The following is a 24,254-nucleotide window of genomic DNA, read 5'->3' as shown; positions in this document are numbered from 1 at the left end:
GAAAACCGAACCAGAGGATGTGACATGAAACTGATCAGAACATTGATGGCGGCCGGCACGGCGCTCGCCGTTGGCGCCTTCGCGGCGCCGAGCTTCGCCGCCGACGATCCGGGGCCCGCCGCCTATGCCAAATCGCTCAACGGCAAGCGCGTCATGCTGGTGCCGCTGGCGATGGGCTTCGACCTGGCGCAGGGCTGGGCGCACTACCTGAAGAAGGAAGTCGAGGCCTGGGGCGGCACTTTCGAGACCCGCGATCCGAACTGGGTGGTCGACGCCGGCGCGCAGGCCATCACCGACGCCATCGCGTCCGACACCAGGCCCGACGTGCTCATCATCCATGCGCCCGACCTCAACTCCTATTCGAAGCTGATGAAGAAGGCGCAGGCCGCCGGCACCTATGTGCTGCTCGTCGACAATCCGGCCAATTTCCCGGCCGACGCGTTCGTCGGCAGCGACTGGGACAAGCTCGGCCAACTTGAAGCCGAAGCCGCGATCAAGGGCTGCGGCGAGACTTCGTCCAAGAAGATCGGGCTGGTGCAGGGCGACCAGGCGAACTCGTCCAGCCTCTACCAGTATGCCGGCATCATGAAGGTGCTGGAGAAGCATCCCGACTTCCAGGTCGTCGCCAAGCCGGATTCAAACTGGGACGCGACCACGTCGCGCAACGTGACGACGACGATGCTGCAGCAGCATCCCGACGTCTGCTCGATCATCGACTTCTGGGACGGCGACGCCACCGGCGCCTCGGCCGCGATCCGCGACGCCAAGCTCGACGGCAAGGTGTTCCTGGTCACCACCGGCGGCGGCGAAAAAGCGGCCGACTGCGACAAGCTCGTGGACGGCACCTATGGCGCCGTGGTGATGACCGATCTTGCCCGCCAATCGGGCGACATGAATGCCATCATCAAGTTCCTGCTGCAGAGCGGCCAGCCGGCAGGCACCTCGCACACCTACGTCTACACGCTGGAGAAGGCGACGACGAAGGCCGACCTCAAGCCCGACAGCTGCTGGGACTTGAAGGCGCTGCAGGCCGAAGCGGCGGCAAAATAAGCCGCGCCGCCAGAAAGCATCCCACGGAGGTGGCCGGATTGCTCCGGCCGCCTCTTTCCCGTTGAATGACAGCAGCAGCCGATGAATTTCCGTGAACGCCTCCAGGCCTGGCGCTACAATCTCGTGCCCGACCATCTGGTCGGCGAGATCCTGACCAAACGATGGACCGACAACGCCATACCTTTCCTGGCGCTGGTGGCGACGCTTGGCGTGTTCGGTTCGATCATTCCGGGCTTCTTCAAGCTGACCTCGCTGCAGGAATCGACACGCCAGCTCGGTGAGTTCTCGCTGGTGGTCATCGGCATGACCGTGGTGATGCTGGGCGGCGGCATCGACCTTTCAGTCGGCTCGATCTTCGCGCTGTCCTGTTTCTCCGCCGTCTACGTCTTCTTCATCCTCGAACAGTCGATATGGCTGGCGTTGGCCGCCGCACTTTGCACGGGGGTCATCTTCGGCGCCATCAACGGCTACCTCGTCGGGTATCTGAGGCTGCGCGCCTTCCTCACCACGCTGGTCACCTTCATTTTCGGGCGGGCGCTGTTCGATATCCTCGTCACCACCTATGCGGCCGACGTGCAGCTTTCCCAGGCAAGCTCGGATGTGCTCGACTTCATCGGCGACGGCACTTTCTGGGGCCTGTCGGTCTCGGTTTGGCTGGCCATTATCCTCGCCATCGTCACGCATGTCGCGCTGACGCGATCGCGCCCCGGCTGGCATGTGCTGGCGGTCGGCGGCTCGCGCCGCTCGGCGCACAATGCCGGCATCCGCGTGCGCCGCACCGTGTTCATGACCTATGTCTTTTCCGGCTTCTGCGCTTCGATCGGTGGCTTCCTCATCGCCTGCCGCTTAAGCGGCGCAGGGCCGGGCACCGGGCTCAATCTCGAGATCATGGCGCTGACGGCGGCGGTGGTCGGAGGCGTCAGCCTGGGCGGCGGACGCGGCTCGGTGGTCAAGGGCCTGATGGGCGCCATCATCGTCCTGACCATGACCAACGGCCTGATCCGGCTGGGCTACGGCACCGGCACCAACCAGATGGTGCTTGGCATCATGCTGGCGGTCGCCGTCACCATCGACATCCGGTGGCTGAAGAACCGCCACAAGGTGCTGAACGAGGTCTATGTCGCGCCGGTCTACCTCAAGATGGGCGAAACGCAGTCGGCGGCGCCCGGCTCCGGTACATCCTACGAGCTCGACAATCGGCTCTCGGCCGCGGACCATATCGGGCTCGGCGAGCTGGAAGGGCCTGAGGACGTCATCCTCGACCGCGACGATCATCTCTATTGCGGCACCCGTCACGGCGAGATCGTCCGCTTCTTGGCGCCGGACTACGAACGCTCCGAAGTCTTCGCCCATATCGGCGGCTTTCCGCTGGGCTTGGCCTTCGACAAGGCAGGCAATTTAATCAGCTGCGTCGGCGCCATGGGGCTCTATTCCGTCTCGCCGGAGCGGGAAGTAAAGCGCCTCTCGGCCGAGACGTCGCGCTCCTGGACCTCGATCGTCGACGACGCAAGACTGCGCGACCCGAACGATTGCGACATCGCACCCGACGGCCGCATCTATTTCACGGATTCAACGAAGCGCTATGACGCCCACGATTGGGCGCTGGACTCGATCGAAAACCGCGCCACGGGCCGCCTGCTGGTCTATGACCCGAAGGACGGGTCGACGAAGACGCTGCTCGATGGCTACCGTTACACCAACGGCGTGTGCATGGCTCATGACGGCAGGTCGCTGTTCTTCGCCGAAAGCTGGGCCTGCCGCGTGCACCGCTACTGGCTGGAGGGGCCGAAGGCCGGGACCGCCGAATGCGTCATCCGCGACATGCCGGGCTACCCCGACAACATCAACCGGGCATCGGACGGCAACTACTGGATGGCGTGGCTCGGCATGCGCACGCCGAGCTTCGACCTGTCGCTGCGCCACCCCGACATGCGCAAGCGCATGACACGGCGACTGCCGCAGGACGAATGGCTGTTTCCCAACATCAACACCGGCGGCGTGGTGAAGTTCGACGAGAAGGGCGGCATCGTTGAGACGCTTGGCGATCTTTCCGGCACTGCCCATCCGATGGTCACCTCGATGCGCGAGCACAAAGGATATCTGTTCGTCGGCGGCATCCTCAACAACCGCATCGGACGTTACAAGATCACCGGCGCGGACCCGAACTGGACGAGCCCCGCTTCCTATTGGGGACGCAAACCATGATCCTCGATCCGATCCTGGATGTCTTTCGCGGCAAGGCGGTCACCATACCGCCGCTCGACGGTGCCTTCCGTCCCAACACGCGGCTGGACGACTTGCCGGCCTTCGCCGAACTGACCGAACCGGACAATCTGCTGACCGTCGCCGGCCGGCTGCTGGCCTCCAGCGGCAACGCCGTCTACGCGATTGTTACTGGTGTGGAACCTGTCGTGGTCGAGACCTTTCCGTCTCCCGTCACGGCGCTGGCGCTATCACCGTCCGGCGAACTGACGGTCGGGCTGGAGAGCGGCAGACTGCTGATCGCCAGCAAGGATGTTTCTCTGCCCGCAGAAATCCGCTGCATCACCGCGCTTGCCTACGCAGGAGACGGTACGCTGTGGCTGGCCAATGGTTCGGCCGAATTCGCGCCGTCGCAATGGGCCGCCGATTTAATGAAGAAGGGCGCGTCCGGTTCGCTTTGGAAACGGGACACGGCGGGTGGCGAGTTCCGCAAGGTGGCTGGCGACGTCGCCTTTCCCTACGGACTTCACATCCTTGGCAGCGATGTGGTGGTCAGCGAAAGCTGGCGCCATCAGCTGGTCCGCTTCGGCGCGACCGGCAACCGCGCCAGGGTTCTGACGCATCTTCCCGGCTATCCCGCGCGGCTGTCGCCTGCCGGAGACGGTGGCGCGTGGCTGACCCTGTTTGCGCCGCGCAACCGGCTGATCGAATTCGTGTTGCAGGAAACGCACTATCGCCAGGACATGATCGAGCAGCTGCCGCCGGCCTACTGGATCGCGCCGGCGCTGGCCTCCAACCGCAGTTTCCTCGAGCCGCTGCAATGCGGCGGCATTCGCACCATGGGCATCCACAAGCCGTGGTCGCCCAGCCGCTCCTACGGGCTCGTCGTGAAGCTCGACCGGACCATGCAGCCGCAATTCAGCCTGCACAGCCGCGCCAACGGCACGCGCCACGGCATCTGCAGCGTGGCTGAAAAGGACGGCCGCCTGTTCATCGCCTCGAAGGGCGGTAATTGCATGCTGGCGCTCGACCCTGCGCCGGGAGGTTTCTGATGGAACCGATCGTGCGTCTGGAAAACGTCACCAAGACCTATCGCGGCGTGCCGGCGGTGAAGAATGTCACGTTCGATCTGAGGAAGGGCGAGATCCACGCGCTGCTCGGCGAGAACGGCGCCGGCAAGTCGACGCTGACCAAGATCATTGCCGGCGTCGTCGATGCCACTTCCGGCAAGATGTTCCACAAGGGCGTCGAGACGGCCTACGCCTCGCCGCATGCCGCGCTCAAAGCCGGCATCGCCATGGTGTTCCAGGAGACCAGCCTGGTGCCGTCGATGACGGTGGCGCAGAATCTCTATCTCGGCACCGAGAAATTCCTCAACCGGCTGCGCGGCACCTACATTTCGGCGCAGCAGTTCCTGCAGTCGCTGAACTTTCCCGTCGATCCGAACGCCATGGTGGCGACGCTCGGCGCGGCCAAGCGGCAGATGGTCGAGATCGCGCGCGCCGTCCACCACAGTGCCGAGATCATCATCTTCGACGAGCCGACGGCGACGCTGACGCCGGAGGAGAAGCGCCACTTCTTCGCGCTGATCCGCCGGCTCAAGGCGCGCGGCGTTTCCATCGTCTTCATCAGCCATGCGCTGGAGGAAGCGCTGATGATCGCCGACCGCATCACCGTCCTGCGCGACGGCGAACTGGTGATCACCGACGACACGTCGGCCTTCGACCGCGACAGGATCGTCGCCGCCATGGTCGGGCGCTCGCTGTCGGGGCAGATCTATCGCCAGCGCGACGAGGCGAAGCTGCGCAACGCCGGCAAGAAAGTGCTCTCGGTGCAGGACATCTCGATGAGCAATATCGTGCGCAACAATTCCTTCTCGATCTTCGAGGGCCAGATCACCGGCGTGTTCGGCCTGATCGGGTCCGGCCGCACCGAGACGTTCAAGATCGTGTCCGGCATCTACAAGCGCGATTTCCGGCGCGGCGGCGCGATCGAGCTCGACGACCGGCCGGTGCGCTTTCTCGTGCCGGCGCAAGCGGTCGCCGACGGCATCGTCTATGTCACCGAGGACCGCAAGAGCGAAGGCATTTTCGAGACGATGGACATCGCCGAGAACCTGTTCGGCGGGCTGCTCGCCGCTGGCCGCGAAAAGGCCTGGGTGATCAACCAGCAGGAGATGCGGCAGCTTTCGGCGGAATGGACGAAGACACTGAACATCAAGGCGATCAACGACAATGCGCGCGTTGTCGAGCTCTCCGGCGGCAACCAGCAGAAGGTGGTGATCGGCAAGGGGCTGGTGCAGGAGCCGCGCATCGTCATCTTCGACGAGCCGACGCGCGGCGTCGATGTCGGCGCCATCGCCGAAATCCACCAGATCATCAACCGGCTGGCCGACGAGGGCCTCGCCGTGGTGGTGATCTCGTCCTACCTGCCGGAGATCATGAACCTGTCGGACCGCATTCTCGTCTGCCGGCAAGGCCGAATCGTCGAGGAGTTCTCGCCGGCGGAGGCGACGGAGGAGAAGATTATGTATGCGGCAGTGCATTAGGTGGCGGGGTGGTGGATACGTCGACAGTTAGCCGGATCGTCCGTCGCTTCGTCATCCACGGGCGGAGCAAGGAGCGAAGCGACGCGCGCAGACCCGAGGATCCATTCCGTTACTTTTGGGCGCCGCTGCGGTGCAGAATTCTGCTTCGCTGCGCCCTTCGCGCCAGGTCACGGAATGGATTCTAGGGTCTGCGCGCGTCGCTTCGCTCCTTGCTTCGCCCTAGAATGACGGCGCTGAAGTGTTTCGGCCAATCTCCGCGGTTCCGCGCCACTCCGCAGGTAAAACTGAATCAGACAAACCGGTTGGCCAGTTTTGCTCGAGGTCTGATTCAACGACCTCTTCCATCAATACACTGAAAGGACCACGCCATGGCCACGACGAAACTTCTCACGGATGCCGAGGTCGAAAAAATCCCGGCGGTGAAGGCCGTGTTCGACGATATCCGCGCGACACGCAAATCCGACTTCGTCAACAATTTCTGGCGCGGATTGGCCAATGATCCGGTGTCGCTGAAGCGGGTGTGGGAACAGCTCAAGACGGTGATGGTCGCCGACAGCGCCATCGATCCGCTCGCCAAGGAAATGATCTATATCGCCGTCTCGGTAGCCAATGGCTGCTCCTACTGCGTCCACTCGCATACCGCGGCGGCGCGAGCCAAGGGCATGACCGACGCGCAGCACGGCGAACTGGTGTCGATCATTGGGCTCGCCGGCCAGACCAACCATCTGGTGACAGCGATGCAAATTCCGGTCGATCCGCAGTTCGAGGTGAAGTAAGGCGCCGGCTCACGCCGGCCGGTAAACCTTCTCGGCCGTGTTCCATAAGATATCCGCCTCTGCCTTCGGCCCGTGCCTGGCAACCGCCGCGCGGTGCGCCTTGATCAGGTCGGCGTGGCTGGTCCAGAGCTTCTCGATCGGGAAGTTCGAGCCGAACATCACCCGGTCGCTGCCGAGGATTTCGATCGCGTTGTCGACGATGTAGGCGATCAGCTCCGGGTCGTTGCGGTGCACGAAAGTGCCAAGCCCCGACAGCTTGGCGTAGAAATTCGGCGCTGCCGAAAGCGTGCGCAGACCGGCCTTCCACGATTCAGTCGTTTCCGGGTCCATGCCGGTCAGCATGCCGGCATGGGTTAGGATGAAATTCGTTTCCGAGTTTTCACCAACGAGCGTCAGTCCATCCTTCATCTGTGCGGGAAAAAGCTGCAGGTCGAAGGAGAGGCCGTAATCCTTCAGCCGCGCCACGTTTTTCCGCACCTTCGGATCGATCACCTGGTCGGCCGAGGCGGCGAAGCGGAAGGCGGGCGTCTCATGCCAGTGGAGTTGCATGCGCACGCCGCGCAGCAGAGGATAGTTTTTCAATCGGTCGATCTGCGGGCGGACGTCGTCGACCGTCATGTCGGTATAACCGACAATGGCGTGCGGCCAGCCGGTTTCGTCGGCGGTCTTCTGCAGGAAGGCGACCTCTTTTTCGAAATCCTCCTTGGCCCAGTTGGTCTGGACATAGACGGCTTTCTCGACGCCCGAGCCTTTCTGGTCTTCGAGGAATTCCGAGATCGGGTAGTCGCGGCGGATCGGCTCGTAAGGGCCGAAAATGCGCGGCACCATCGGCCCGACCAGCCAGGGTTGATCCGTTTGGCGCCAGATATGGAAATGCGCGTCTATGGCTTTTTGCATCACGATACCCTTTTCCAGATGGCCTCGGCCGCCGGGCCAGGACGGGCGAGCGACAGGATGAAATCGGTGAGGCTCTTCAGCGACGAGCCGTCGACCAGATCGTCAAGCACCGGCAGGATGGCGCGCAGCGCTGCCGTCGCCGGGCGAAAGCGCGGATCGCCGGCGAGCGGCGTCGCCAGCGATAGCCGGAAGGCCCGGGCACCGAGGCGCCGCATCGCGAGCTCCAGTTCGGCATGGCTGCCACGTTCCAGAGCATCGGACAGGATGACGACGCAGGCGCCGCGCGCGAAGGCGGAAAAGCGCGGCACAGACAGGAAGGCGAGCAGCGTCGGCCCCATGTGGGTGCCGCCGTCCCAGTCATCGACAAGCGCCGCGGCGCGGGCGAGCGCCTGCCCGCGATCGCGGATGCGCAGCGCCGAGTTGATGCGGGTGAGGCGCGTGCCGAAGGTGAAGACCTCCGCGCGGTCAGCGCCTTGCACGGCCGCGTGGGCCAGCTTGAGATAATCGGCCGTGTGCGGCTTCATCGAGCCGGAGACATCGATGAGGATGAGCAGCTTGCGCGGTACGGTCTGGCGGCGGCGCAGCAGCGGCGAGGGGATATCGCCATCGGCGCTGACGATTTCGCTCAGCGAGCGCCTGAGGTCGAGCGCACCACGCGAACGGGTGCGCGCGGTGCGGAAGGAACGGCGGGTGGGAAGGGCCGAAGCGAGCCGGCGACGGAATAGGCCAAGGCCGTCGGTGTCGCGCTGGAAATCGCGGCTGCTCAACTGTTCGAGCGCCGAGGACAGTTCGCCGCCTTTCTCCTGGCGGGCGATCTGTTTTTCCTCCTTGCGTGTGCCGCGATCGTCCTTGATGCGGGTTTCGTCGTCCTCTTCGCCTTCGATCGAAGGTTCGGCGTCGCCGTAGAAATAGCTGCGGAAATGCGCGTCGAATTCGCCACGGCGATCGGGTGAAGGGGCGAGCGTCGCGAGGGCCGCCTCGCGGATGTCGGCCATGGAGCGAGGACCGAGCAGGGTCACGGCCTGCATGAAGCTTGTGACCTGTTCCGGCGCGATGGCGAAGGCGTGACGGCGCAACAACCTGGCGAAGCCCAGGAAGGGTGCGGCGGCGGGCTGCAAGCTTTCTACCTGCATCATTCCTTCGCGCCCCCCTCTGTCCCGCCAGCGTTGCGCATTAGCCCTCGGGCATCGCGCTAGCGCGTTGCGATTACTCATCACCCCAGCGCCTCCTGGACGATCTGGCCAAGCTCCGGCGCGATAGCGGACAAATCCTCCTCGTCCTTTATCAGCACGCCGATGGCGCGGCGGAAGGCTTCCGGCCAGGGGCTGCCGCCTTTTTCGAGGATGGTCGCGGCATTCGCCCATTCGACCGCTTCGGCGATGCCGGGCGGCTTGGCCAGAGGCCGCGCGCGGATCTGCTGCACGGCATTCGCCACCGCGCGCGCTGTCGCTTCGGCGACACTGCCCGCACGCAGCATGATGATCTCGGCCTCGCGCGCGGCGTCGGGATAGCCGATCCAGTGATAGACGCAGCGCCGGCGCAGCGCTTCGGCCAGCTCGCGGGTGCGGTTCGAGGTCAGGATGACGATCGGCTGCGTTGCGGCGCGGATGGTGCCGCGTTCCGGGATGCTGATCTGGAAGTCGGACAGGAATTCCAAGAGCAGCGCCTCGAACTCGTGGTCGGAGCGGTCGATCTCGTCGACCAGAAGCACGCGGTGCTCCGGCGCGCGCAAGACTTGCAGCAGCGGCCGGGCGATCAGGAAGCGGTCGTCATAGATGTCGATCTCGTGCTCGCCGGCATGGCGGATGGCAAGCAATTGGCGCTGGTAGTTCCACTCGTAAAGCGCATGCCCGGCGTCGATGCCTTCATAGCATTGCAGGCGCACCAGCTCGCGGCCGAGCAGTTCGGCGATCGCCTTCGCGGCCTCGGTCTTGCCGACGCCCGGCGCGCCTTCGAGCAGCAGCGGCTTGCCCAGCCGGATCGCGAGGAAGATCGCGGTGGCAAGGCTGTCGTCGGCCAGATAGCGCGAAGCGGCAAGGCGAGCGCCTATCGCCTCCGGCGAAGCTGCGACCTCTGCTAATTCGGCGCGGATCATTTTCCCTCAGCCCGCGGCCTGGGCCTTCAGCGCGCGCAGGATGCGCTCCGGCGTGATCGGCAGCGTGTCGATGCGCACCCCGACGGCATCGAAGACGGCATTGGCGACGGCCGGGATCTGCGGGTTGGCGCACATCTCGCCCGGACCCTTGGCACCGAACGGTCCGTCGGCGGAGGGGCGCTCCAGCACGATGATCTCGGTCTCGGCCAGATCGCCGGGACCCGGCATCAAATACTGGTTGAAGTCGGTGCCGCCATGGTCGCGGCTCGGGTAATAGGGCTCGGTGGTCTCGTAGAGCGCGTGACTGATGCCCATCCAGGAGCCGCCGACCAGCTGCTGCTCGACCATCTTCGGGTTCAGAGCGCGGCCGATCTCGAAGACGTTCTTCACGGTGAGCACCGTCACGTCGCCGGTCTCGTCGTCGACCTCGACCTCGGCCACCGTGCAGGCATGGGCATAGCAGGTCGAGGGCTTCATCGCGCCGGTCTCTTTCTGGGGATAGGAGCGCGGGATCAAAAACATGCCGCGGCCCGAGATCGAGCGGCCTCGCTTGAAGTGGGCCGACAGCGCGACATCGAAGATCGAGATCGATTTTTGCGGCGCGCCCTTTACCTGTATGTTGCCCTGGCCGTCGGTTTCGAGGTCGGAAGCGTTTACCTCCAGGTCCTCGGCAGCCACTTCCAGCATGACCTGGCGGGCTTCCTTGGCGGCCTGGATGACGGCGTTGCCGGCGCGGTGCGTACCGCGCGAGGCGAAGGTGCCCATGCAGTGCGGGCCGGTATCGGTGTCGGCGGTGTCGATAATGACGCGGTCGGTCGGCACGCCGATCGTCTCGGCGCAGATCTGCGCCATGATCTGCTTCATGCCCTGTCCGAGATCGACGCTGGAGAGCGTGACCATGAAATTGCCGGTCGGCGTCGAATGCACCAGCGCCTGGGTCGGGTCGCCGCCGAGATTCATGCCGGTCGGATAGTTGATCGCGGCGACGCCGCGTCCACGCCGGATCGCCATCTCAGGCTCCCTTCTTGTAGGAGGACATCGCCATGTATTTTTCCGCCACCGGCCAGTTGGCGGCGCGCGAGGCTTCCTGCATGCATTCGATCAACGCCGCGCCCTCGGTCGGCTGGCGATGCGCCTTCATATCGCCGTCGCGATAGGCGTTGATGAAGCGGAACTCGAGCGGGTCCATGCCGATCAGCCGTGCCAGCTTGTCCATCTGCACTTCCAGCGCGAAGTCCCCGATGGTCACACCGAAGCCACGCATGGCGGAGGAGGGGGTGCGGTTGGTGTAGACGCAGTAGGTGTCGATCCAGACATTGGGGATCGTGTAGGGTCCGGGATAGTGCGCCGCGCCCTTCTGCGCGCCATAGGGCGAGTGGCGCGAATAGGCGCCGGCGTCGGTGTAGCCGGTCACCTTGCGCGCGACGATGCGGCCGTCCTTCATGACGCCGTCCTTGATGACCACCTTCTCGGCCGCGCGCGGTGAGGAAATCTGCATCTCCTCCTCGCGGCTGTAGATAAAACAGACCGGTCGTCCGGTTAGCTTGGCCCCGAGAATAGTGATCGGCTCGACGATGACGTCGACCTTGCCGCCGAAACCGCCGCCGACGGTGCCGCCGACGAAGTGCAGCTTCGAGCCCGGCATCTGCAGGATGATCGAGGTGTTGTCGAGGGTGAAGAACATCGCCTGCGTGTTGGTGTAGCAGGTGAAGCGGTCATTGCCCTCGGGCGCCACGACACAGCCTGTGGTCTCGGTCGGCGCGTGCTCGATCGGCGAGGAGTGGTAGGACTGTTCGAGCATGTGGTCGGCCCCGGCAAAGCCTGCCTCGACATCGCCGAAGCGCACCTTGCGGCACTCCCCGCTGTCATAAAGGTAGTAATTCTGGCCGTGATATTCGTTGACCAAAGGCGCGCCGGGCTTCAGCGCGTCCTCCATGTCGAAGACGGCCGGCAGCACCTCATAGTCGACCTTGACCTTGGCGGCGGCTTCCTGCGCCGCGCGCTCGGTTTCGGCAAGCACGGCTACCACCGCTTCGCCCTTCCAGCGCACCTTGCCGTCGGCGAGCACCGTTTCGTCCTCGGGACCGATCTGGATCAGGATCAGGATGGTGTAGACATTGTGCGGCACGTCCCTGGCGGTCAGCACGCGCACGACGCCCGGATGCTTTTCGGCTTCCGACGTGTCGATCGAGCGGATGCGGGCGTGATGGTGCGGGCTGCGGACCATTTTCAGATGCAGCATGCCCGGAAAATTACGGTCGGCGAAATAGGCGGTCTTGCCGGTGACATGTCCGGGGGAATCGAGCCGCGGCCGCGGTTGGCCGATCTCGTGCAAGCCGTCCTTGCGGACATCGGCGAAATAGTCCTTGCGCAGTTTCATGGTTATCCCTCAGGCGGCGTTCTGCGAATTGGCACGCGCCGCAAGCAGCACCGCCTGGATGATCGGCTCGTAGCCGGTGCAGCGGCAGATGTTGCCGGACAACGCCTCGACCACGTCCTCGCGGCTCGGGTCCGGCGTGCGGTCGAGCAGCACTTTGGCCGCCATGATCATGCCCGGCGTGCAGAAGCCGCATTGGGTGGCGAAGGCGTCGAGGAAGGCGCGCTGCAGCGGATGCAGCACGCCGCCTTCGGCGAGGCCTGCGGTCGTTCTGATATCGGCGCCGTTGCAGGTTTCGGCGAGCGTCAGACAGGAGAGCCTCAACTCGCCATCGATGATGACGGAGCAGGCGCCGCAGGTGCCCTGGTGGCAGCCGCCTTTCGGCGAGGTATCGCCGATCTTGTCGCGCAGCGCGTTGAGCAGCGTCGTGCCGCTTTCGACGAACTCGGCCTTTTCCGAGCCGTTGAGCGTGAACTGAACCGGGACCTTTGCCATTCTTCCTCCCCTGCGCGCCTGCCCGGATCAGCCGGACAGACGCGCGTCCCCCACGGATTTCAATCCGACAACAACCGTCCGAGATGAACCGGCAGCACCTCGGCGCGATACCAGGCGCTGGCGATCGGGTCGGTGATCGGCGCAATGCCTTCGCCCGCGGCGGCCAGCGCCGGCGCGATCTCCTTGGGCGTAAGCTTGCAGCCGAGCAGCGCCTTCTCGGCTGCCTTGGCGCGTATCGGCCGATCGGCCATGCAGCCCAGCGCGATCCGCGCCAAAGTCACCGCGCCGCCGGCCGAGCGCTGCAGGAGCGCGGCGATGCTCAGCACCGAGACGCCCTTCGGCTTGACGCGCGACACTTTCAGGAAGCGGAAGCTCTCCGCCTTGGGCAATGAAAAGCTGACAGCGGTGACGATAACGCGGCTGGTATCGCGGCCAGCAAGAAAAGTCTCGATCGGCATCTCGCCGTCCTCGGTGACGACGGTCGCGTCGAGCGCCAGCAACGCCACGGCGAAATCGCCGTAGGGGGCCGGGGCGAACAGGTTGCCGCCGACGGTCGCCATGTTGCGGATCGCCGGCCCGCCGACGGCGCGCGCGGCCGGCGTGAGCGCGGCAAGCTCGGGATGGCGCGCAATCGCCGCCATGGTGACGGAGGCGCCGAGCCGCACCTTGCCGCCGGAAACAGCGATCTGCGCAAGGCCGGGATCGGTGACGCGGATAAGGCTGGACGTGGACACCTCGCCTTCATTGGCGGCGCGGACGACAAGCGTGCCACCACCGAGATAGCGCGTGCCGGCGGCTTGCAGCGCAGCATTGGCGTCTTTCACAGTCGAAAAATTCTGCAGCGCAAGCGACATGGCGCGCTCCGTCAGCTCTGGCCAGCGAAGTGGTCCTTCAGGGCATTGAAGCCGCCCTGGAAGACATTGGCACCCATGCCCTCGGCCAGCTTGTCGGCGTCCTCGGGCGCGGCGTCGAAGCTCGCCGTCCATTCGGCATAGGTGCGATTGCCGTCGGTGACGCGCCGCAGTTGCAGCGTCGCCTTGTGATTGGTGAGCGGCTGCGGCGTTTCGAGGATCGAATAGCTGACCAGGAAATTCTCGTCGGAGAAGTCCAGCAGCTTCTCGCGCAGCCGCGCGCCGCTGACCAATTGGAAGTTGCGCACGCAGCCGATCGAGGCGGCGTCCTTGCCATCCTCGATATGGCTTTCCACCATGCGCGGATGCCAGCCCGGCAGGCCGTTGAAGTCGCGGATGCGCGCCCAGACCTGCTCGACCGGCGCGTCGATGACGCTGGAGATGGTGACTTTCGCCATAGACTGTTTCCCTCGCAAAGATCGCAGAAGGCTAGGGCGGCTGATGGCCCGGCGCTTATCAATGCGTCTTGCACACCTATCAACCAGTCGGAAAAACAGGCGCGTCGATATTCAGGTGATGCCGGCCTGCAAATGACGGCTTCCTGCGCTTCCGGTGCTCGCGTACTTCAAGTACGCTCCGCTCCGGTTCTCGAAAACCATCATTTTCGGCTCGGCCTGACCTGAATCTCAACGCGCCTTACGCCATGGCCCGCGCCGCCTCGCGGTAGAGCGTCGGCGGCACGCCGACATGGTCGCGGAAGAAGCGCGAGAAATTGCCTTGGGTGGTGAAGCCGAGATTGCAGGCAACCGAGATCAGCGGCTCCTGCGACCACTGCAACTGGCGCACGGCTTCTTCCATGCGCAGCGTGTTCCAGTAGACATTCGGCGTCAGGTTGGTCTGTTCCTTGAAGAGCGCAAAGAAATGCGGCCTGGACAGTCCGACCGAACGAGCGACGTCATCGAAGGAGAAGCGCTCGCAGACATTGGCCTTCATCAACTGGATCGCCTTGCGGACCCGGAAATCGAGCATCGTGTTGATGCGCGCGCGGGCTATCTGTGGCGCCGAGGCGTCCGCCGCGTCGAGCACGCTATCGATGAAACGCTCGATCTCGTAATTGGCGACGTCGTCGATGCTCTCATTGTCGGTGAGGTGATCGAGCAGGTTCGCCGCTGCCTGATGCAGCCACGGCTCCAGTACGATTGCCGCCTGCGTAAACAGCGGCGCCGAGGGGGGCAAGTCGCGGCGCCGCCGCGCCCAATCGGGATCGATGTAGAAAGCCAGGAACAGGCCGGGCCTGCCGTCGTGCGAGAGAGCGTGGCTGTGCGGCTGGAATGAATTGATGCCGGCCGCTATGCCCGGTCCAAGCCGCACCGTCTCGCGGCCGATGGTCATCTCGCCGGCCGTGCCTTCCAGCCAGATGATGAGATGCGCCTCGCCATGGGCATGGGTGACGAAGTCGTTGGCGACATTCAGCACGGAGACATGTCCGAACCGGCCCCAATAGAGCCTGATCGCGTCCGTCATGGGTACAGTTCCTCCCGCAGGCGACTGGCCTCCCTTCGCCTGCCGGGGAATAGTGCGGCCGGGGTGCGGCTGCGTCAAGGCAGGAGGATGGCGGCCGAACTTGCGTTCAAAGCGCCTGGGCGGATTTTCAGACTGAGCGATAGGAGCGTTCCCTGCTGCGCTTGTGGGGAGAAGGGAACGTTGCGCTTGAAAGCTAGTCGCTGCGGCGGAAATTGCGGATGCGGTCGAACAGCACCGCCAGGATGATCGCGCCGCCGATGAAGGTGCCTTGCCAGAAGGCGTTGATGCCAAGCAGGCCAAGGCTGTTGCGGATCACCTCGATGAGGGCGGCGCCGACGATGGCGCCGAGCGCTGTGCCGACGCCGCCGGCGAGATTGGCGCCGCCGATGACGGTCGCGGCGATGACCTGCAGTTCCATGCCGGTGCCGAGATTGGTGGTGACGGCGCCGAGCCAGCCGGTCTGGATAATGCCGGCGAGCCCCGCCGACAGCGCCGAGATCATATAGACGGCGACCTTGATCTGGCGCACCGGAACACCGGTCAGGGTCGCGGCGTGCTCATTGCCGCCAATGGCGAAGATGTGCCGGCCGAACTTGGTCCAGCGCAGGATGAAGCCGGTGATCAGCGCCAGGATGATCATGTAGAGCACCGGATTGGCAATGCCGAACAGCCAGGCGCCGCCGCCCAGCGCCAGAAGCTTCTGGTGGTCCGGTCCGAACTGGAAGACCACGGTGTTGTTCGAGGCGACCATGGCGAGGCTGCGGGCGACCGAGAGCATGCCAAGCGTCACCACAAAAGGCGGGAAGCCGAGATAGGCGATGAGCAAGCCGTTGAAGGCGCCGACGGCGAGCGCGGTCGCGATCGATGCCAGGATGCCGATTTCGATCGAATAGCCGGCATGCATGGTGACGGCGAGGACCATCGAAGAAAGGCAAAGCACCGAGCCGACCGAAAGGTCGATGCCGCCGGTGATGATGACGAAGGTCATGCCGAGCGCGATGATGGCAACGAAGGTGACGTTGCGGGTGATGTTGAAGATGTTCTTCGACGTGGCGAAGGAATCGGTGGCGAAGGAAAGGAACAGGCAGGCGAGGATGACCGCGATCACCACCCAGAAAGTCTGGTTGGCAAAGAGCCGCGACAGGAAGGTGTGCTGCTTCTGCGCGATCGTCTGGTCAAGGGTGACTGCCATTATCGATCTTTCCTGCAAGGCTGAAGACGCCAAGTTTCCACGCGATCAAGCAACCTGTTCGATGGCGCCGGTGATCAGCCCGGTGACTTCCTCGGGCGAGCTCGAGGCGATTTTCTTGTCGGCCACTTTACGGCCGCGCCGCATGACGATGACGCGGTCGGCGACGTCGAACACGTCGGGCATGCGGTGGCTGATCAGCACCACGGCAATGCCCTGGTCGCGCAGATGACGGATCAGGTTCAGGACTTCGGCGACCTGCCTGACCGAGATTGCCGCGGTCGGCTCGTCCATCAGCACGATCTTGGCCTGTGACAGCATGGTGCGGGCAATCGCCACCGCTTGGCGCTGGCCGCCCGACATCTGCTTGACGAGGTCGCGAGGCCGCGTCTCGGACTTGAGCTCGGCGAACAACTGGCCGGCGCGCTTGTACATCGCGCCGTAGTCGAGGATGCGCAACGGGCCGAAGCCGCGGCGCAGCTCGCGGCCGAGATAGACGTTTGCCGCTGCCGTCAGGTTGTTGCAGAGTGCAAGGTCCTGGTGGACGATCTCGATGCCGTGCTGGCGCGCATCCGCCGGCTTGTGCAGGACAAGGTCCTTGCCGTCCAGCCGCATGGTGCCGTGGCTCGGGTGGAAATTGCCGGCAATCATCTTGACCAGCGTCGACTTGCCGGCGCCGTTGTCGCCCATCAGGCCGACGACCTCGCCGGCCTCCAGCGAAAACGAGACGTCGTTGACTGCCTGGATGGCGCCGAAATGCTTCGAGATGTTGGCGAGTTCGAGAACCGACACCAGCCTTAAGCCTCCCCATTGTTGACGCAACCGCTCGCCGAACTCGCCGGCCCGCTTGCGTCCCGCCCGTCCGTCTCCTCCCGAACGGCGCGATTCATGCATTTAGGCAAAAGCCGGCAAAGGCGTCAATCAATTGTCAGACGATTAATTTCGAGACTCGACGAAAAATCGGTTTTGTAGGACAAATAGGAATTGACGTTGGCGAAGAGCCGATATTAGCTAAGCCTCGGAGGAAGAATTTGCTCCTCGACCGTCTATCCGGCGGATGCGGGCAAATGGTTTGATGGTCAAGGATCCGGCTGCGCCAGTATTCGGGCAAACGGATCGGCAAATGCTTATCAGCCCGGCCCAGGACACAAGCATCATGAGATGCTCGTCATGGTCCTTGCGCATCCGGGCTGATCGGTGTGGCGGGCACGCGGTGTCCGTCTGTTTCAAGGGAGGACTGATATGAGGAAAACACTTTTGCTTACCGCCGTCGCCGCCATGGCGTTGGGCGCCGGGCCGGCTTTGGCCAAGAAACAGCTCGTCATCGTCGTGAAAGGTCTCGACAATCCGTTCTTCGAAGCCATCCATCAGGGCTGCGAGAAATGGAACAAGGAAAACGCCAGCTCGGAATATGAGTGCTTCTACACCGGCCCGGCGTCGACCTCGGACGAGGCCGGCGAGGCTCAGATCGTGCAGGACATGCTGAGCAAGCCCGACACTGTAGCGATGGCGATCTCGCCGTCGAACGCACCGCTGATCGCGCAGACGATCAAGAGCGCCAACCCGTCGATCCCGATCATGACGGTCGACGCAGACCTGACCAAGGAAGACGCCGGCCTTCGCAAGACCTATCTCGGCACCGACAACTACCTGATGGGCAAGAAGATCGGCGAATACATCAAGAAGGCCAAGCCGAATGGCGGAACGATCTGCACCATCGAAGGCAATCCGGCGGCCGACAACATCCTGCGCCGCGCGCAAGGTATGCGCGATGCGCTGACGGGCAAGGAAGGCCTCACGGCACTTGCCGGCGAAGGCGGCTGGACCGAAGTCGCAGGTTGCCCGGTGTTCACCAATGACGACGGTGCCAAGGGCGTGCAGGCGATGACCGACATCCTTGCCGCCAATCCGAAGCTCGACGCCTTCGGCATCATGGGCGGCTGGCCGCTGTTCGGCGCCCCGCAGCCCTATCGCGACCTGTTCAAGCCGATGGCCGACAAGATCGCCAAGAACGAGTTCGTGATCGGCGCCGCCGACACGATCGGCGACGAGGTGGCGATCGCCAAGGAAGGCCTCGTCACCGCGCTGGTCGGCCAGCGGCCGTTCGAGATGGGCTACAAGGCGCCTGCGGTGATGATCGACCTCATCGGCAACAAGAAGGTCGACGATCCGGTCTTCACCGGCCTCGACGAGTGCACCAAGGAAACGGCCGACACCTGCATCCAGAAGTAGGCGACAGCCGCATCCAGACCCAAATGCCAAAAAAGGGGCGCCCACCAGGCGCCCCTTTCTTTTCCGGCGCCGGCTCCCGCGATCGAACAGGGCAGGGCGCCTCCCGCTTAAATCTTCTGCTTAACGCCGTCCTTCGAAGGCATCAGGTCGACGCCGTTGAGCTTGCCGATATGGGTGGCAAGCATCGGCACGTACTGCTCGGCGGGACCGGTGGCGAAGGCGGTCGCGAAGGAATTCTTGGTGGCGTTGCCGAGCGGGTTGGCGATGCCGGCCGCGCCCGCCATCGATTCCAGATAGGTCAGGTCCTTGAAGGCATTGGCGATCGTGAACTTGTGCGCGTCGCGGTCGCCGTCCAGCGTCCAGCGCATGAACGTCTGGTAGAAGCCGCAATCCATGCGGCCGTTGCGGATGACACTGTCGAATCGCGGCGGCGAGATGCCGACCTTCTGCGCCAGCGCCAGCGCCTCGGAATAGATGGCGGCGTAGCCCAGAGAGATGAAGTTGTTGAGCAGCTTCATGCGATGGCCGTCGCCGGTGTCGCCGATATGGACGATGCGGCCGGCCCAGGTCTCGATCACCGGCTTCAGCCTGGCGAACACCGCGTCCGGCGCGCCGACCATGGCGTCGAGCGTGCCTTCCCAGGCCTCCTTCGGCGTGCGGCTGAGCGGCGCATCAACATAGTCGACGCCGAGCGCCTTGAGTTCGGCGGCCAAGGCCACGGTCGAGACCGGATCTGAGGTCGAGCAGTCGACGACGACCGAACCTTTCCCGAGACCTTCCTTCAGCCCGCCAGGGCCGCGAATGATCGCTTCCACCTCGCGCGAGCCGGTGACGCAGATGAAGACGACGTCGGAGGCTGCCGCCACGTCCCTGGACGTGGCTGCTTCCCTGGCGCCGCGGCCGATCAGGTCTTCCGCCGGCTTGCGGTTCTTGCGGCCGAGGAAGGTCAGCGGATAGCCCTTGTCGACGATGTTCTTGGCGATGCCGTGCCCCATCAGGCCGAGGCCGATGAAACCGATGTTTTCGCGGGCAACGGTGGTGCTCATGTCGTCTCTTCCCTGTCTTTCGTGGTGATGGATGCCCGCGCGGCGGGCGCTTGCCGAGAAGGTTTCCGCGGATCGCGGTGGCGGGCGATGGCGGAATACCATATTGTCTGACAATACACCTAATTTCCGAGCATTGTGGAGAGCAAAATGACGAAGCGGATCATGTTCACCGGCGGCAGCGGCAAGGCAGGCCGGCATGTCGTCGAGTATCTGGTCGAGCATGGCTGCCAGGTGCTCAACATCGACACCAGGCCGCTCGACAACCCGAAGGTGCGCACCCTGATCACCGACATCACCGACAGCGGCCAGGTTTTCAACGCGCTGTCGAGCTATATGGGCCTGCACGAGTTCGACCCGTCGCTCCGGGCGCAGCCGGTCGATGCCGTGGTGCATTTCGCGGCGATCCCGCGCATCATGATCACGCCCGACAACGAGGTGTTCCGCATCAACGCGATGGGTACCTACAATGTCATCGAGGCGGCAGTGAAACTCGGCATCCGCAAGGTCATCATCGCCTCCTCGGAGACGACCTACGGGCTGGTCTTCGCCAACGAGCCGCGCAATCCCACGCATTTCCCGCTCGACGAGGATTATGACGTCGACCCGATGGACAGCTATGCGCTGTCGAAGATCGTCAACGAGAAGACTGCGCGGGCATTTGCACAACGCTATGGTAGCGATATCTATGCGCTGCGCATCGGCAACGTCATCGAGCCGCATGAATATTCGCTGTTCCCGAAATGGTTCGCCGATCCGGGTTTCCGCAAGCGCATCGCCTGGAGCTACATCGATGCGCGCGATCTCGGCCAGATCACCTTGCGCGCCATCGAGAAGGATGGCCTGGGCTACCAGGTGTTCAACGCGGCCAATGACGATACCTCATCGGACCTGCCGACGGCGGAGCTCTTGAAGCGCTTTTACCCAGGCGTGCCGGTCAAGGCCGAACTTGGCGAATATGAGACACTGCTTTCGAACCGTAAGGCACGCGACGTGCTCGGCTTCCGGCCGCAGCACAGCTGGCGCAAATACGTCAAAACGGCGTGAGGCGGCGCCAAATGCCGGTTGATCTGTGCACATCCTCGGGCGTTGTGGCAAACCGAGCTTGCCGTGCTTGACAGCTTCTGAAAACGGGATTTTCTGGACCATATGCGGGACGCGAAGCCGAACACCGAAAAGAAGCCGACGAAAATGGCGGCCGCGGAGCGTCCGGCCGGCGTTCGCCGGGCCAACGCGCCGCGTATCCCCGGCGCCAGCGTGCACACGTCGCTAGCCAGTGAAATCGGCCTTCGGATCGTGCGCGGCGACTATCCGCCGGGCACGATCCTGCCCAACGAAGCAAAATGGTCGGAGACCTTCGACGTCAGCCGCTCCGCGGTGCGCGAGGCGATCAAGATGCTGATGGCAAAAAGCCTTCTGGCGTCGCGGCCGAAGATCGGCAGCTGGGTCGAGCCGAAGGAGCGCTGGAACCTCCTCGACCGCGACGTGCTCGCCTGGTACGCGACGTCGCCGGATCGCGAGGTTTTCCTGAGGACGGTGCAGGAATTCCGCCATATCATCGAGCCGGAGGCGACGGCCTTCGCGGCGATGCGGCGCACCGACGAGCAGATGGCCGAGATCAGCGAGGCGTGCCGCGAGATGGGCGAGGCCACCAACCTGCAGGAGCGGACCCGCGCCGACACGCGCTTCCACCTTGCCATCCTCAGGGCTTCCGGCAACGATCTGCTGGTGCCGCTCGGCGTGCTGATCGAATCCGCCTTCGATCATCTCTTCACCTACACGACGCGTGAGCGGGACGATCTGCACCATGCCCAGAAGCTGCATGAGGCGATCGAGAGGAGTATCCGCCTGCAAAGGCCGGATGCGGCCCGCAATGCTGTCCGCAAGCTGCTGGCCAACACCGACGAAGTGATCCAGTCGCGCTAAGCCCTATCGATATTCAGGGGAGGCCGGCCTGCGAATGGCTGCTTCCTGCGCTTTTTGCAGCACTTAATCCTGCTTCTCGCGCCCGAACGCGACACGCAGCTCGTCTTTCGCTTTTTCCAGCACTTTCTTGCGCTCGTCAGGCAGGTTCTTGCCGGCGCGGTTGATGTAGAAATTCAACATCGACATGGCGGATTGGAACGGCTCCGCCTTGCGGCGGTGGCTGTGCTCGGCAGAACGCTTCAGCGATGCGGCGATCTTCTTGGCGTCGTCGGATTCGAAGACGTGGTCCTCGAGATCCATGGCATCGCTGTGCTCGGTCACGTCGGCCGACCATTTCTTCTTGGCGGTCATGGCGAACTCCTTCCTAGAGCGGTTCAGCGTTTCACCGCCGAACCGCTCTATCTCTTTGTTTTCACGCAATTCCGGACGGAAAACCGTTAAACACTTTTCCTGGAATTGCTCTAAGGCAAAACTCCACGGGGTGAGGTGGAGTTCCCGGTTCTGGAGCCACGGATTTGCCGGTCGTGGCGCTGCTCGGCTCAGGAAATGGGCCGATAGTGCGCTCAAATACCCGATCTCAAAGAAATCGCGGACAGTAAACGCCGTGACGACAGTTCCAGGAAACGCGGCAAACAGCGCCGGCATCGACAGGTTCTATGCTTGGACGCGGCTTGGTATTTCCTTGCTGTTGGCGACGATCGGCGGCGTCGGCACCTGGGCGGTGGTCGTGGTCCTGCCCGCAGTGCAGGCCGAATTCGGCGTTGATCGCGCCGCCGCCTCGATGCCCTATACCGCGACCATGGTGGGCTTCGCCGCCGGCAACGCGCTGATCGGCCGCGCCATCGATCGCTTTGGATACTGGATACCGGCACTCGCCGCTTCCCTGGCCCTTGGCGCCGGGTTTCTGTTGGCGTCGCTCGCCAATTCGATCCTGGGCGTCACGCTTGCTCAAGGCTTGCTGATCGGTGTCGGCTGTTCGGCGATCTTCGGGCCGCTGATCGCCGACGTCTCGCACTGGTTCAACCGGCGCCGTGGCGTTGCGGTGACGGTGGCGGCGTCAGGCAATTACCTTGCCGGGGCGGTTTGGCCGACGGTCATGCCTTATATGATGCAAGGCCATGGCTGGCGGTTCACCTATGCGGTGATCGGGATCATCTGCCTCGTCACCATGGTGCCGCTGGTCCTGCTGTTGCGACGGCGCGCGCCGCATGAGGGGATTTCCGGCGCGCCGCGCGGCCGGCCGGTGCAGCCGATTTCGCTGTCGCCCTCGCAGTTGCAGATCCTGCTGGTGATTGCCGGCTTCGGCTGCTGCATGGCGATGTCGATGCCGCAGGTGCATATCGTCGCCTACTGCATGGACCTTGGCTACGGTGTCGCGCATGGCGCCGACATGCTGTCGATCATGCTGGCCGCCGGTGTCATCAGCCGCATCGGCTCCGGCTTCCTCGCCGACCGCATCGGCGCGGTGAAGACGCTGCTGATCGGCTCGGCGCTGCAGTGCCTGTCGCTGTTCTTCTACATTCCCTTCGACGGGCTTGCCTCGCTCTATGTCGTCTCGCTGGTGTTCGGCCTGTCGCAAGGCGGCATCGTGCCCTGCTACGCCATCATCGTGCGCGACTATATGCCGGCAAAGGAAGCCGGCCAGCGCGTCGGCATCGTCCTGATGGCGACGATCTTCGGCATGGCTGTGGGCGGCTGGATGTCGGGCTGGATCTATGACCTCACCGGTTCCTACGCCGCCGCCTTCCTGAACGGAATTGGCTGGAACCTCGTCAACCTCGCGGCCATCGCGCTGTTGATGTGGAGGGCCAACCGCAGCGCCGCGGCGATTGCCTGACGCGCATCGGGCTGACCTTGGCGAAGTCAGGTTGCTTGACAATGGTGAACTCATGCGCGACCCCAGTCGGCAAAGCTGACCTGGTGGCGCGATGAGACGGATGCCGATCCTGACATTGCGGCCGCACGTCGAAGATGGGGGGACTGGGCTTTGAGCAAGCCGCGCTCCCGCCGTGGCGGCGGACGCCCGACCCTTGCCGATGTGGCGCGCAAGGCCGGCGTCGGCGCGATCACCGTGTCGCGCGCGCTGCGTGAGCCCGGGCGGGTGTCGGAGGATCTGCGGCGACAGATACAGGCCGCGGTCGACGAACTCGGCTACGTTCCTGACCCGAACGCGCGCGCGCTTGCCTCGGCGCGCGCCGAGGTCTTCGGCGTGCTGGTGCCGTCGCTCACCAACAACGTCTTCGCCGAAGTGGTGCGCGGCATCTATGACAGCCTTTCCGACAGCCCGTTCCGCATCCAGATCGGCAACACGCATTATTCCGGCCTGGAGGAAGAGCGGCTGCTGCAGGTCTTCGGATCGCAACGCCCGGCGGCGCTGATCGTTGCCGGCATCGACCAGACGCCCGGCGCGCGACGATTGCTAGAGAACGCCGGCTGCCCGGTGGTGCAGGTGATGGAGACCGGGCCAGACCCGGTCGACATGATGGTCGGCTTTTCGCATTTCGATGGTGGCAGGACGGCCGCCGGGCATCTTCTGCAGGCTGGATACCGCAAGATCGGCTTCATCGGCGCCAGGATGGATCCGCGTTCGCAGCGGCGCCTTGCCGGTTATCGCGCCGCCATGGAGGCCGCCGGCCTGTTCGATCCGCGGCTGATCACCACAACGCCGGTGCCGTCAAGCGTGACGCTGGGGCGCGAACTGTTCCGCGACGCGCTGGCCAAGATGCCGACGCTCGACGGCGTGTTCTGCAACAATGACGATATCGCGCTTGGCGTCCTGTTCGAATGCCATCGGGCATCGATCGACGTGCCGAAGCAGATCGGCATTGTCGGCTTCAACGACCTCGACATGATGCAGGTGTCTTTTCCATCAATCACCAGCGTGCGTACGCACCGCTATGAAATCGGCACCCGCGCCGTCGCCCTCGCCTTGGCAGCGATTGCCGGAAACCCGCCGGAACAGCGGATCGTCGATCTCGGTTTCGAGCTTATGCGGCGCGAGAGCACCGCGCGCTAACCGGTCCAGCGTTAGATAGAACCGCCAGCCTGC

The 24,254-nt window shown here is 64.0% G+C and carries 23 protein-coding genes; 10 read left to right on the top strand and 13 right to left on the bottom strand.

Annotation, left to right across the window (positions count from 1 at the left end; genetic code table 11):
* Nucleotides 1-24 precede the first annotated feature (24 nt).
* From RFM68_RS03315 to RFM68_RS03295, 5 genes are all read left to right on the top strand, one after another.
* Nucleotides 25-1,050 carry a sugar ABC transporter substrate-binding protein gene (locus RFM68_RS03315; RefSeq protein ID WP_320231228.1) on the top strand — a complete coding sequence of 342 codons (1,026 nt, stop codon included), beginning with the start codon at nucleotides 25-27 and terminating at the stop codon, nucleotides 1,048-1,050.
* Nucleotides 1,051-1,131: 81 nt separating this feature from the next.
* On the top strand, nucleotides 1,132-3,255 hold the full coding sequence (locus RFM68_RS03310; protein ID WP_320231227.1) for an ABC transporter permease: 2,124 nt from the start codon (nucleotides 1,132-1,134) through the stop codon (nucleotides 3,253-3,255).
* Nucleotides 3,252-4,304: an NHL repeat-containing protein gene (locus RFM68_RS03305; RefSeq protein ID WP_320231226.1), complete on the top strand. Its 1,053-nt coding sequence runs from the start codon at nucleotides 3,252-3,254 to the stop codon at nucleotides 4,302-4,304. The genes RFM68_RS03310 and RFM68_RS03305 overlap by 4 nt, the downstream gene beginning before the upstream one ends.
* Nucleotides 4,304-5,800, top strand: coding sequence for a sugar ABC transporter ATP-binding protein (locus tag RFM68_RS03300; RefSeq protein WP_320231225.1), 1,497 nt, complete (start codon nucleotides 4,304-4,306; stop codon nucleotides 5,798-5,800). Before RFM68_RS03305 ends, RFM68_RS03300 begins: the two co-directional genes overlap by 1 nt.
* A gap of 368 nt (nucleotides 5,801-6,168) precedes the next feature.
* A complete protein-coding gene (locus tag RFM68_RS03295; RefSeq protein WP_320231224.1) occupies nucleotides 6,169-6,576 on the top strand; it encodes a carboxymuconolactone decarboxylase family protein in 408 nt (135 codons plus the stop codon).
* Nucleotides 6,577-6,585: 9 nt separating this feature from the next.
* Here the strand turns inward: RFM68_RS03295 and RFM68_RS03290 are convergent, their stop codons facing one another.
* The 11 genes from RFM68_RS03290 to RFM68_RS03240 all read right to left on the bottom strand — a co-directional run bounded on the left by RFM68_RS03290 (nucleotide 6,586) and on the right by RFM68_RS03240 (nucleotide 16,796).
* Nucleotides 6,586-7,473 carry an amidohydrolase family protein gene (locus RFM68_RS03290; RefSeq protein ID WP_320231223.1) on the bottom strand — a complete coding sequence of 296 codons (888 nt, stop codon included), beginning with the start codon at nucleotides 7,471-7,473 and terminating at the stop codon, nucleotides 6,586-6,588.
* Nucleotides 7,473-8,609, bottom strand: a complete 1,137-nt coding sequence (locus RFM68_RS03285; RefSeq protein ID WP_320231222.1) for a vWA domain-containing protein — start codon at nucleotides 8,607-8,609, stop codon at nucleotides 7,473-7,475. Before RFM68_RS03285 ends, RFM68_RS03290 begins: the two co-directional genes overlap by 1 nt.
* A 77-nt stretch (nucleotides 8,610-8,686) precedes the next feature.
* Nucleotides 8,687-9,568, bottom strand: coding sequence for an AAA family ATPase (locus RFM68_RS03280; protein WP_320231221.1), 882 nt, complete (start codon nucleotides 9,566-9,568; stop codon nucleotides 8,687-8,689).
* 6 nt (nucleotides 9,569-9,574) lie between these two features.
* Nucleotides 9,575-10,579 (bottom strand): xanthine dehydrogenase family protein molybdopterin-binding subunit, encoded by a 1,005-nt coding sequence (locus RFM68_RS03275; RefSeq protein ID WP_320231220.1) that lies wholly within the window; start codon nucleotides 10,577-10,579, stop codon nucleotides 9,575-9,577.
* A gap of 1 nt (nucleotide 10,580) precedes the next feature.
* Nucleotides 10,581-11,948, bottom strand: coding sequence for a xanthine dehydrogenase family protein molybdopterin-binding subunit (locus tag RFM68_RS03270; RefSeq protein ID WP_320231219.1), 1,368 nt, complete (start codon nucleotides 11,946-11,948; stop codon nucleotides 10,581-10,583).
* A 9-nt stretch (nucleotides 11,949-11,957) separates the two neighbouring features.
* On the bottom strand, nucleotides 11,958-12,440 hold the full coding sequence (locus tag RFM68_RS03265; RefSeq protein ID WP_320231218.1) for a (2Fe-2S)-binding protein: 483 nt from the start codon (nucleotides 12,438-12,440) through the stop codon (nucleotides 11,958-11,960).
* A gap of 59 nt (nucleotides 12,441-12,499) precedes the next feature.
* Entirely contained in the window at nucleotides 12,500-13,294 is a 795-nt protein-coding gene (locus RFM68_RS03260; RefSeq protein WP_320231217.1) for an FAD binding domain-containing protein, read from the bottom strand.
* An 11-nt stretch (nucleotides 13,295-13,305) separates the two neighbouring features.
* The gene (locus RFM68_RS03255) at nucleotides 13,306-13,749 is read right to left on the bottom strand and encodes an SRPBCC family protein (RefSeq protein ID WP_320231216.1); all 444 of its coding nucleotides are present in this window, start codon (nucleotides 13,747-13,749) and stop codon (nucleotides 13,306-13,308) included.
* Nucleotides 13,750-13,987: 238 nt separating this feature from the next.
* The gene (locus RFM68_RS03250; RefSeq protein WP_320231215.1) at nucleotides 13,988-14,815 is read right to left on the bottom strand and encodes an AraC family transcriptional regulator; all 828 of its coding nucleotides are present in this window, start codon (nucleotides 14,813-14,815) and stop codon (nucleotides 13,988-13,990) included.
* Nucleotides 14,816-15,008: 193 nt separating this feature from the next.
* A complete protein-coding gene (locus RFM68_RS03245) occupies nucleotides 15,009-16,007 on the bottom strand; it encodes an ABC transporter permease (RefSeq protein ID WP_320231214.1) in 999 nt (332 codons plus the stop codon).
* A 45-nt stretch (nucleotides 16,008-16,052) separates the two neighbouring features.
* Nucleotides 16,053-16,796 carry an ATP-binding cassette domain-containing protein gene (locus RFM68_RS03240; protein ID WP_140544422.1) on the bottom strand — a complete coding sequence of 248 codons (744 nt, stop codon included), beginning with the start codon at nucleotides 16,794-16,796 and terminating at the stop codon, nucleotides 16,053-16,055.
* Nucleotides 16,797-17,246: 450 nt separating this feature from the next.
* Here RFM68_RS03240 and RFM68_RS03235 point away from each other — a divergent pair, with 450 nt between their 5' ends.
* Nucleotides 17,247-18,236 carry a sugar-binding protein gene (locus RFM68_RS03235; protein ID WP_320231213.1) on the top strand — a complete coding sequence of 330 codons (990 nt, stop codon included), beginning with the start codon at nucleotides 17,247-17,249 and terminating at the stop codon, nucleotides 18,234-18,236.
* Nucleotides 18,237-18,343: 107 nt separating this feature from the next.
* On the opposite strand, the gene RFM68_RS03230 is transcribed toward RFM68_RS03235, so the two are convergent.
* On the bottom strand, nucleotides 18,344-19,282 hold the full coding sequence (locus tag RFM68_RS03230) for an NAD(P)-dependent oxidoreductase (protein ID WP_320231212.1): 939 nt from the start codon (nucleotides 19,280-19,282) through the stop codon (nucleotides 18,344-18,346).
* 147 nt (nucleotides 19,283-19,429) lie between these two features.
* Between RFM68_RS03230 and RFM68_RS03225 the strand changes: the two genes are divergently transcribed.
* Both RFM68_RS03225 and RFM68_RS03220 read left to right on the top strand, forming a co-directional pair.
* A complete protein-coding gene (locus tag RFM68_RS03225; RefSeq protein ID WP_320231211.1) occupies nucleotides 19,430-20,326 on the top strand; it encodes an NAD-dependent epimerase/dehydratase family protein in 897 nt (298 codons plus the stop codon).
* A gap of 102 nt (nucleotides 20,327-20,428) precedes the next feature.
* Nucleotides 20,429-21,205 (top strand): FadR/GntR family transcriptional regulator, encoded by a 777-nt coding sequence (locus RFM68_RS03220; RefSeq protein WP_320231210.1) that lies wholly within the window; start codon nucleotides 20,429-20,431, stop codon nucleotides 21,203-21,205.
* Nucleotides 21,206-21,268: 63 nt separating this feature from the next.
* On the opposite strand, the gene RFM68_RS03215 is transcribed toward RFM68_RS03220, so the two are convergent.
* The gene (locus tag RFM68_RS03215) at nucleotides 21,269-21,556 is read right to left on the bottom strand and encodes a DUF3175 domain-containing protein (RefSeq protein WP_320231463.1); all 288 of its coding nucleotides are present in this window, start codon (nucleotides 21,554-21,556) and stop codon (nucleotides 21,269-21,271) included.
* 331 nt (nucleotides 21,557-21,887) lie between these two features.
* Between RFM68_RS03215 and RFM68_RS03210 the strand changes: the two genes are divergently transcribed.
* Nucleotides 21,888-23,042, top strand: coding sequence for an MFS transporter (locus tag RFM68_RS03210; protein ID WP_430694814.1), 1,155 nt, complete (start codon nucleotides 21,888-21,890; stop codon nucleotides 23,040-23,042).
* 150 nt (nucleotides 23,043-23,192) lie between these two features.
* Entirely contained in the window at nucleotides 23,193-24,221 is a 1,029-nt protein-coding gene (gene gntR / locus RFM68_RS03205) for an HTH-type transcriptional regulator GntR (protein ID WP_320231208.1), read from the top strand.
* The last annotated feature ends 33 nt before the right edge of the window (nucleotides 24,222-24,254 follow it).

The organism is Mesorhizobium montanum (assembly GCF_033977145.1).
Lineage (GTDB): Bacteria > Pseudomonadota > Alphaproteobacteria > Rhizobiales > Rhizobiaceae > Mesorhizobium > Mesorhizobium montanum.
The sequence above is the reverse complement of the archived record's forward strand: the minus strand, read 5'-3'. Positions and strand labels throughout refer to the sequence as shown.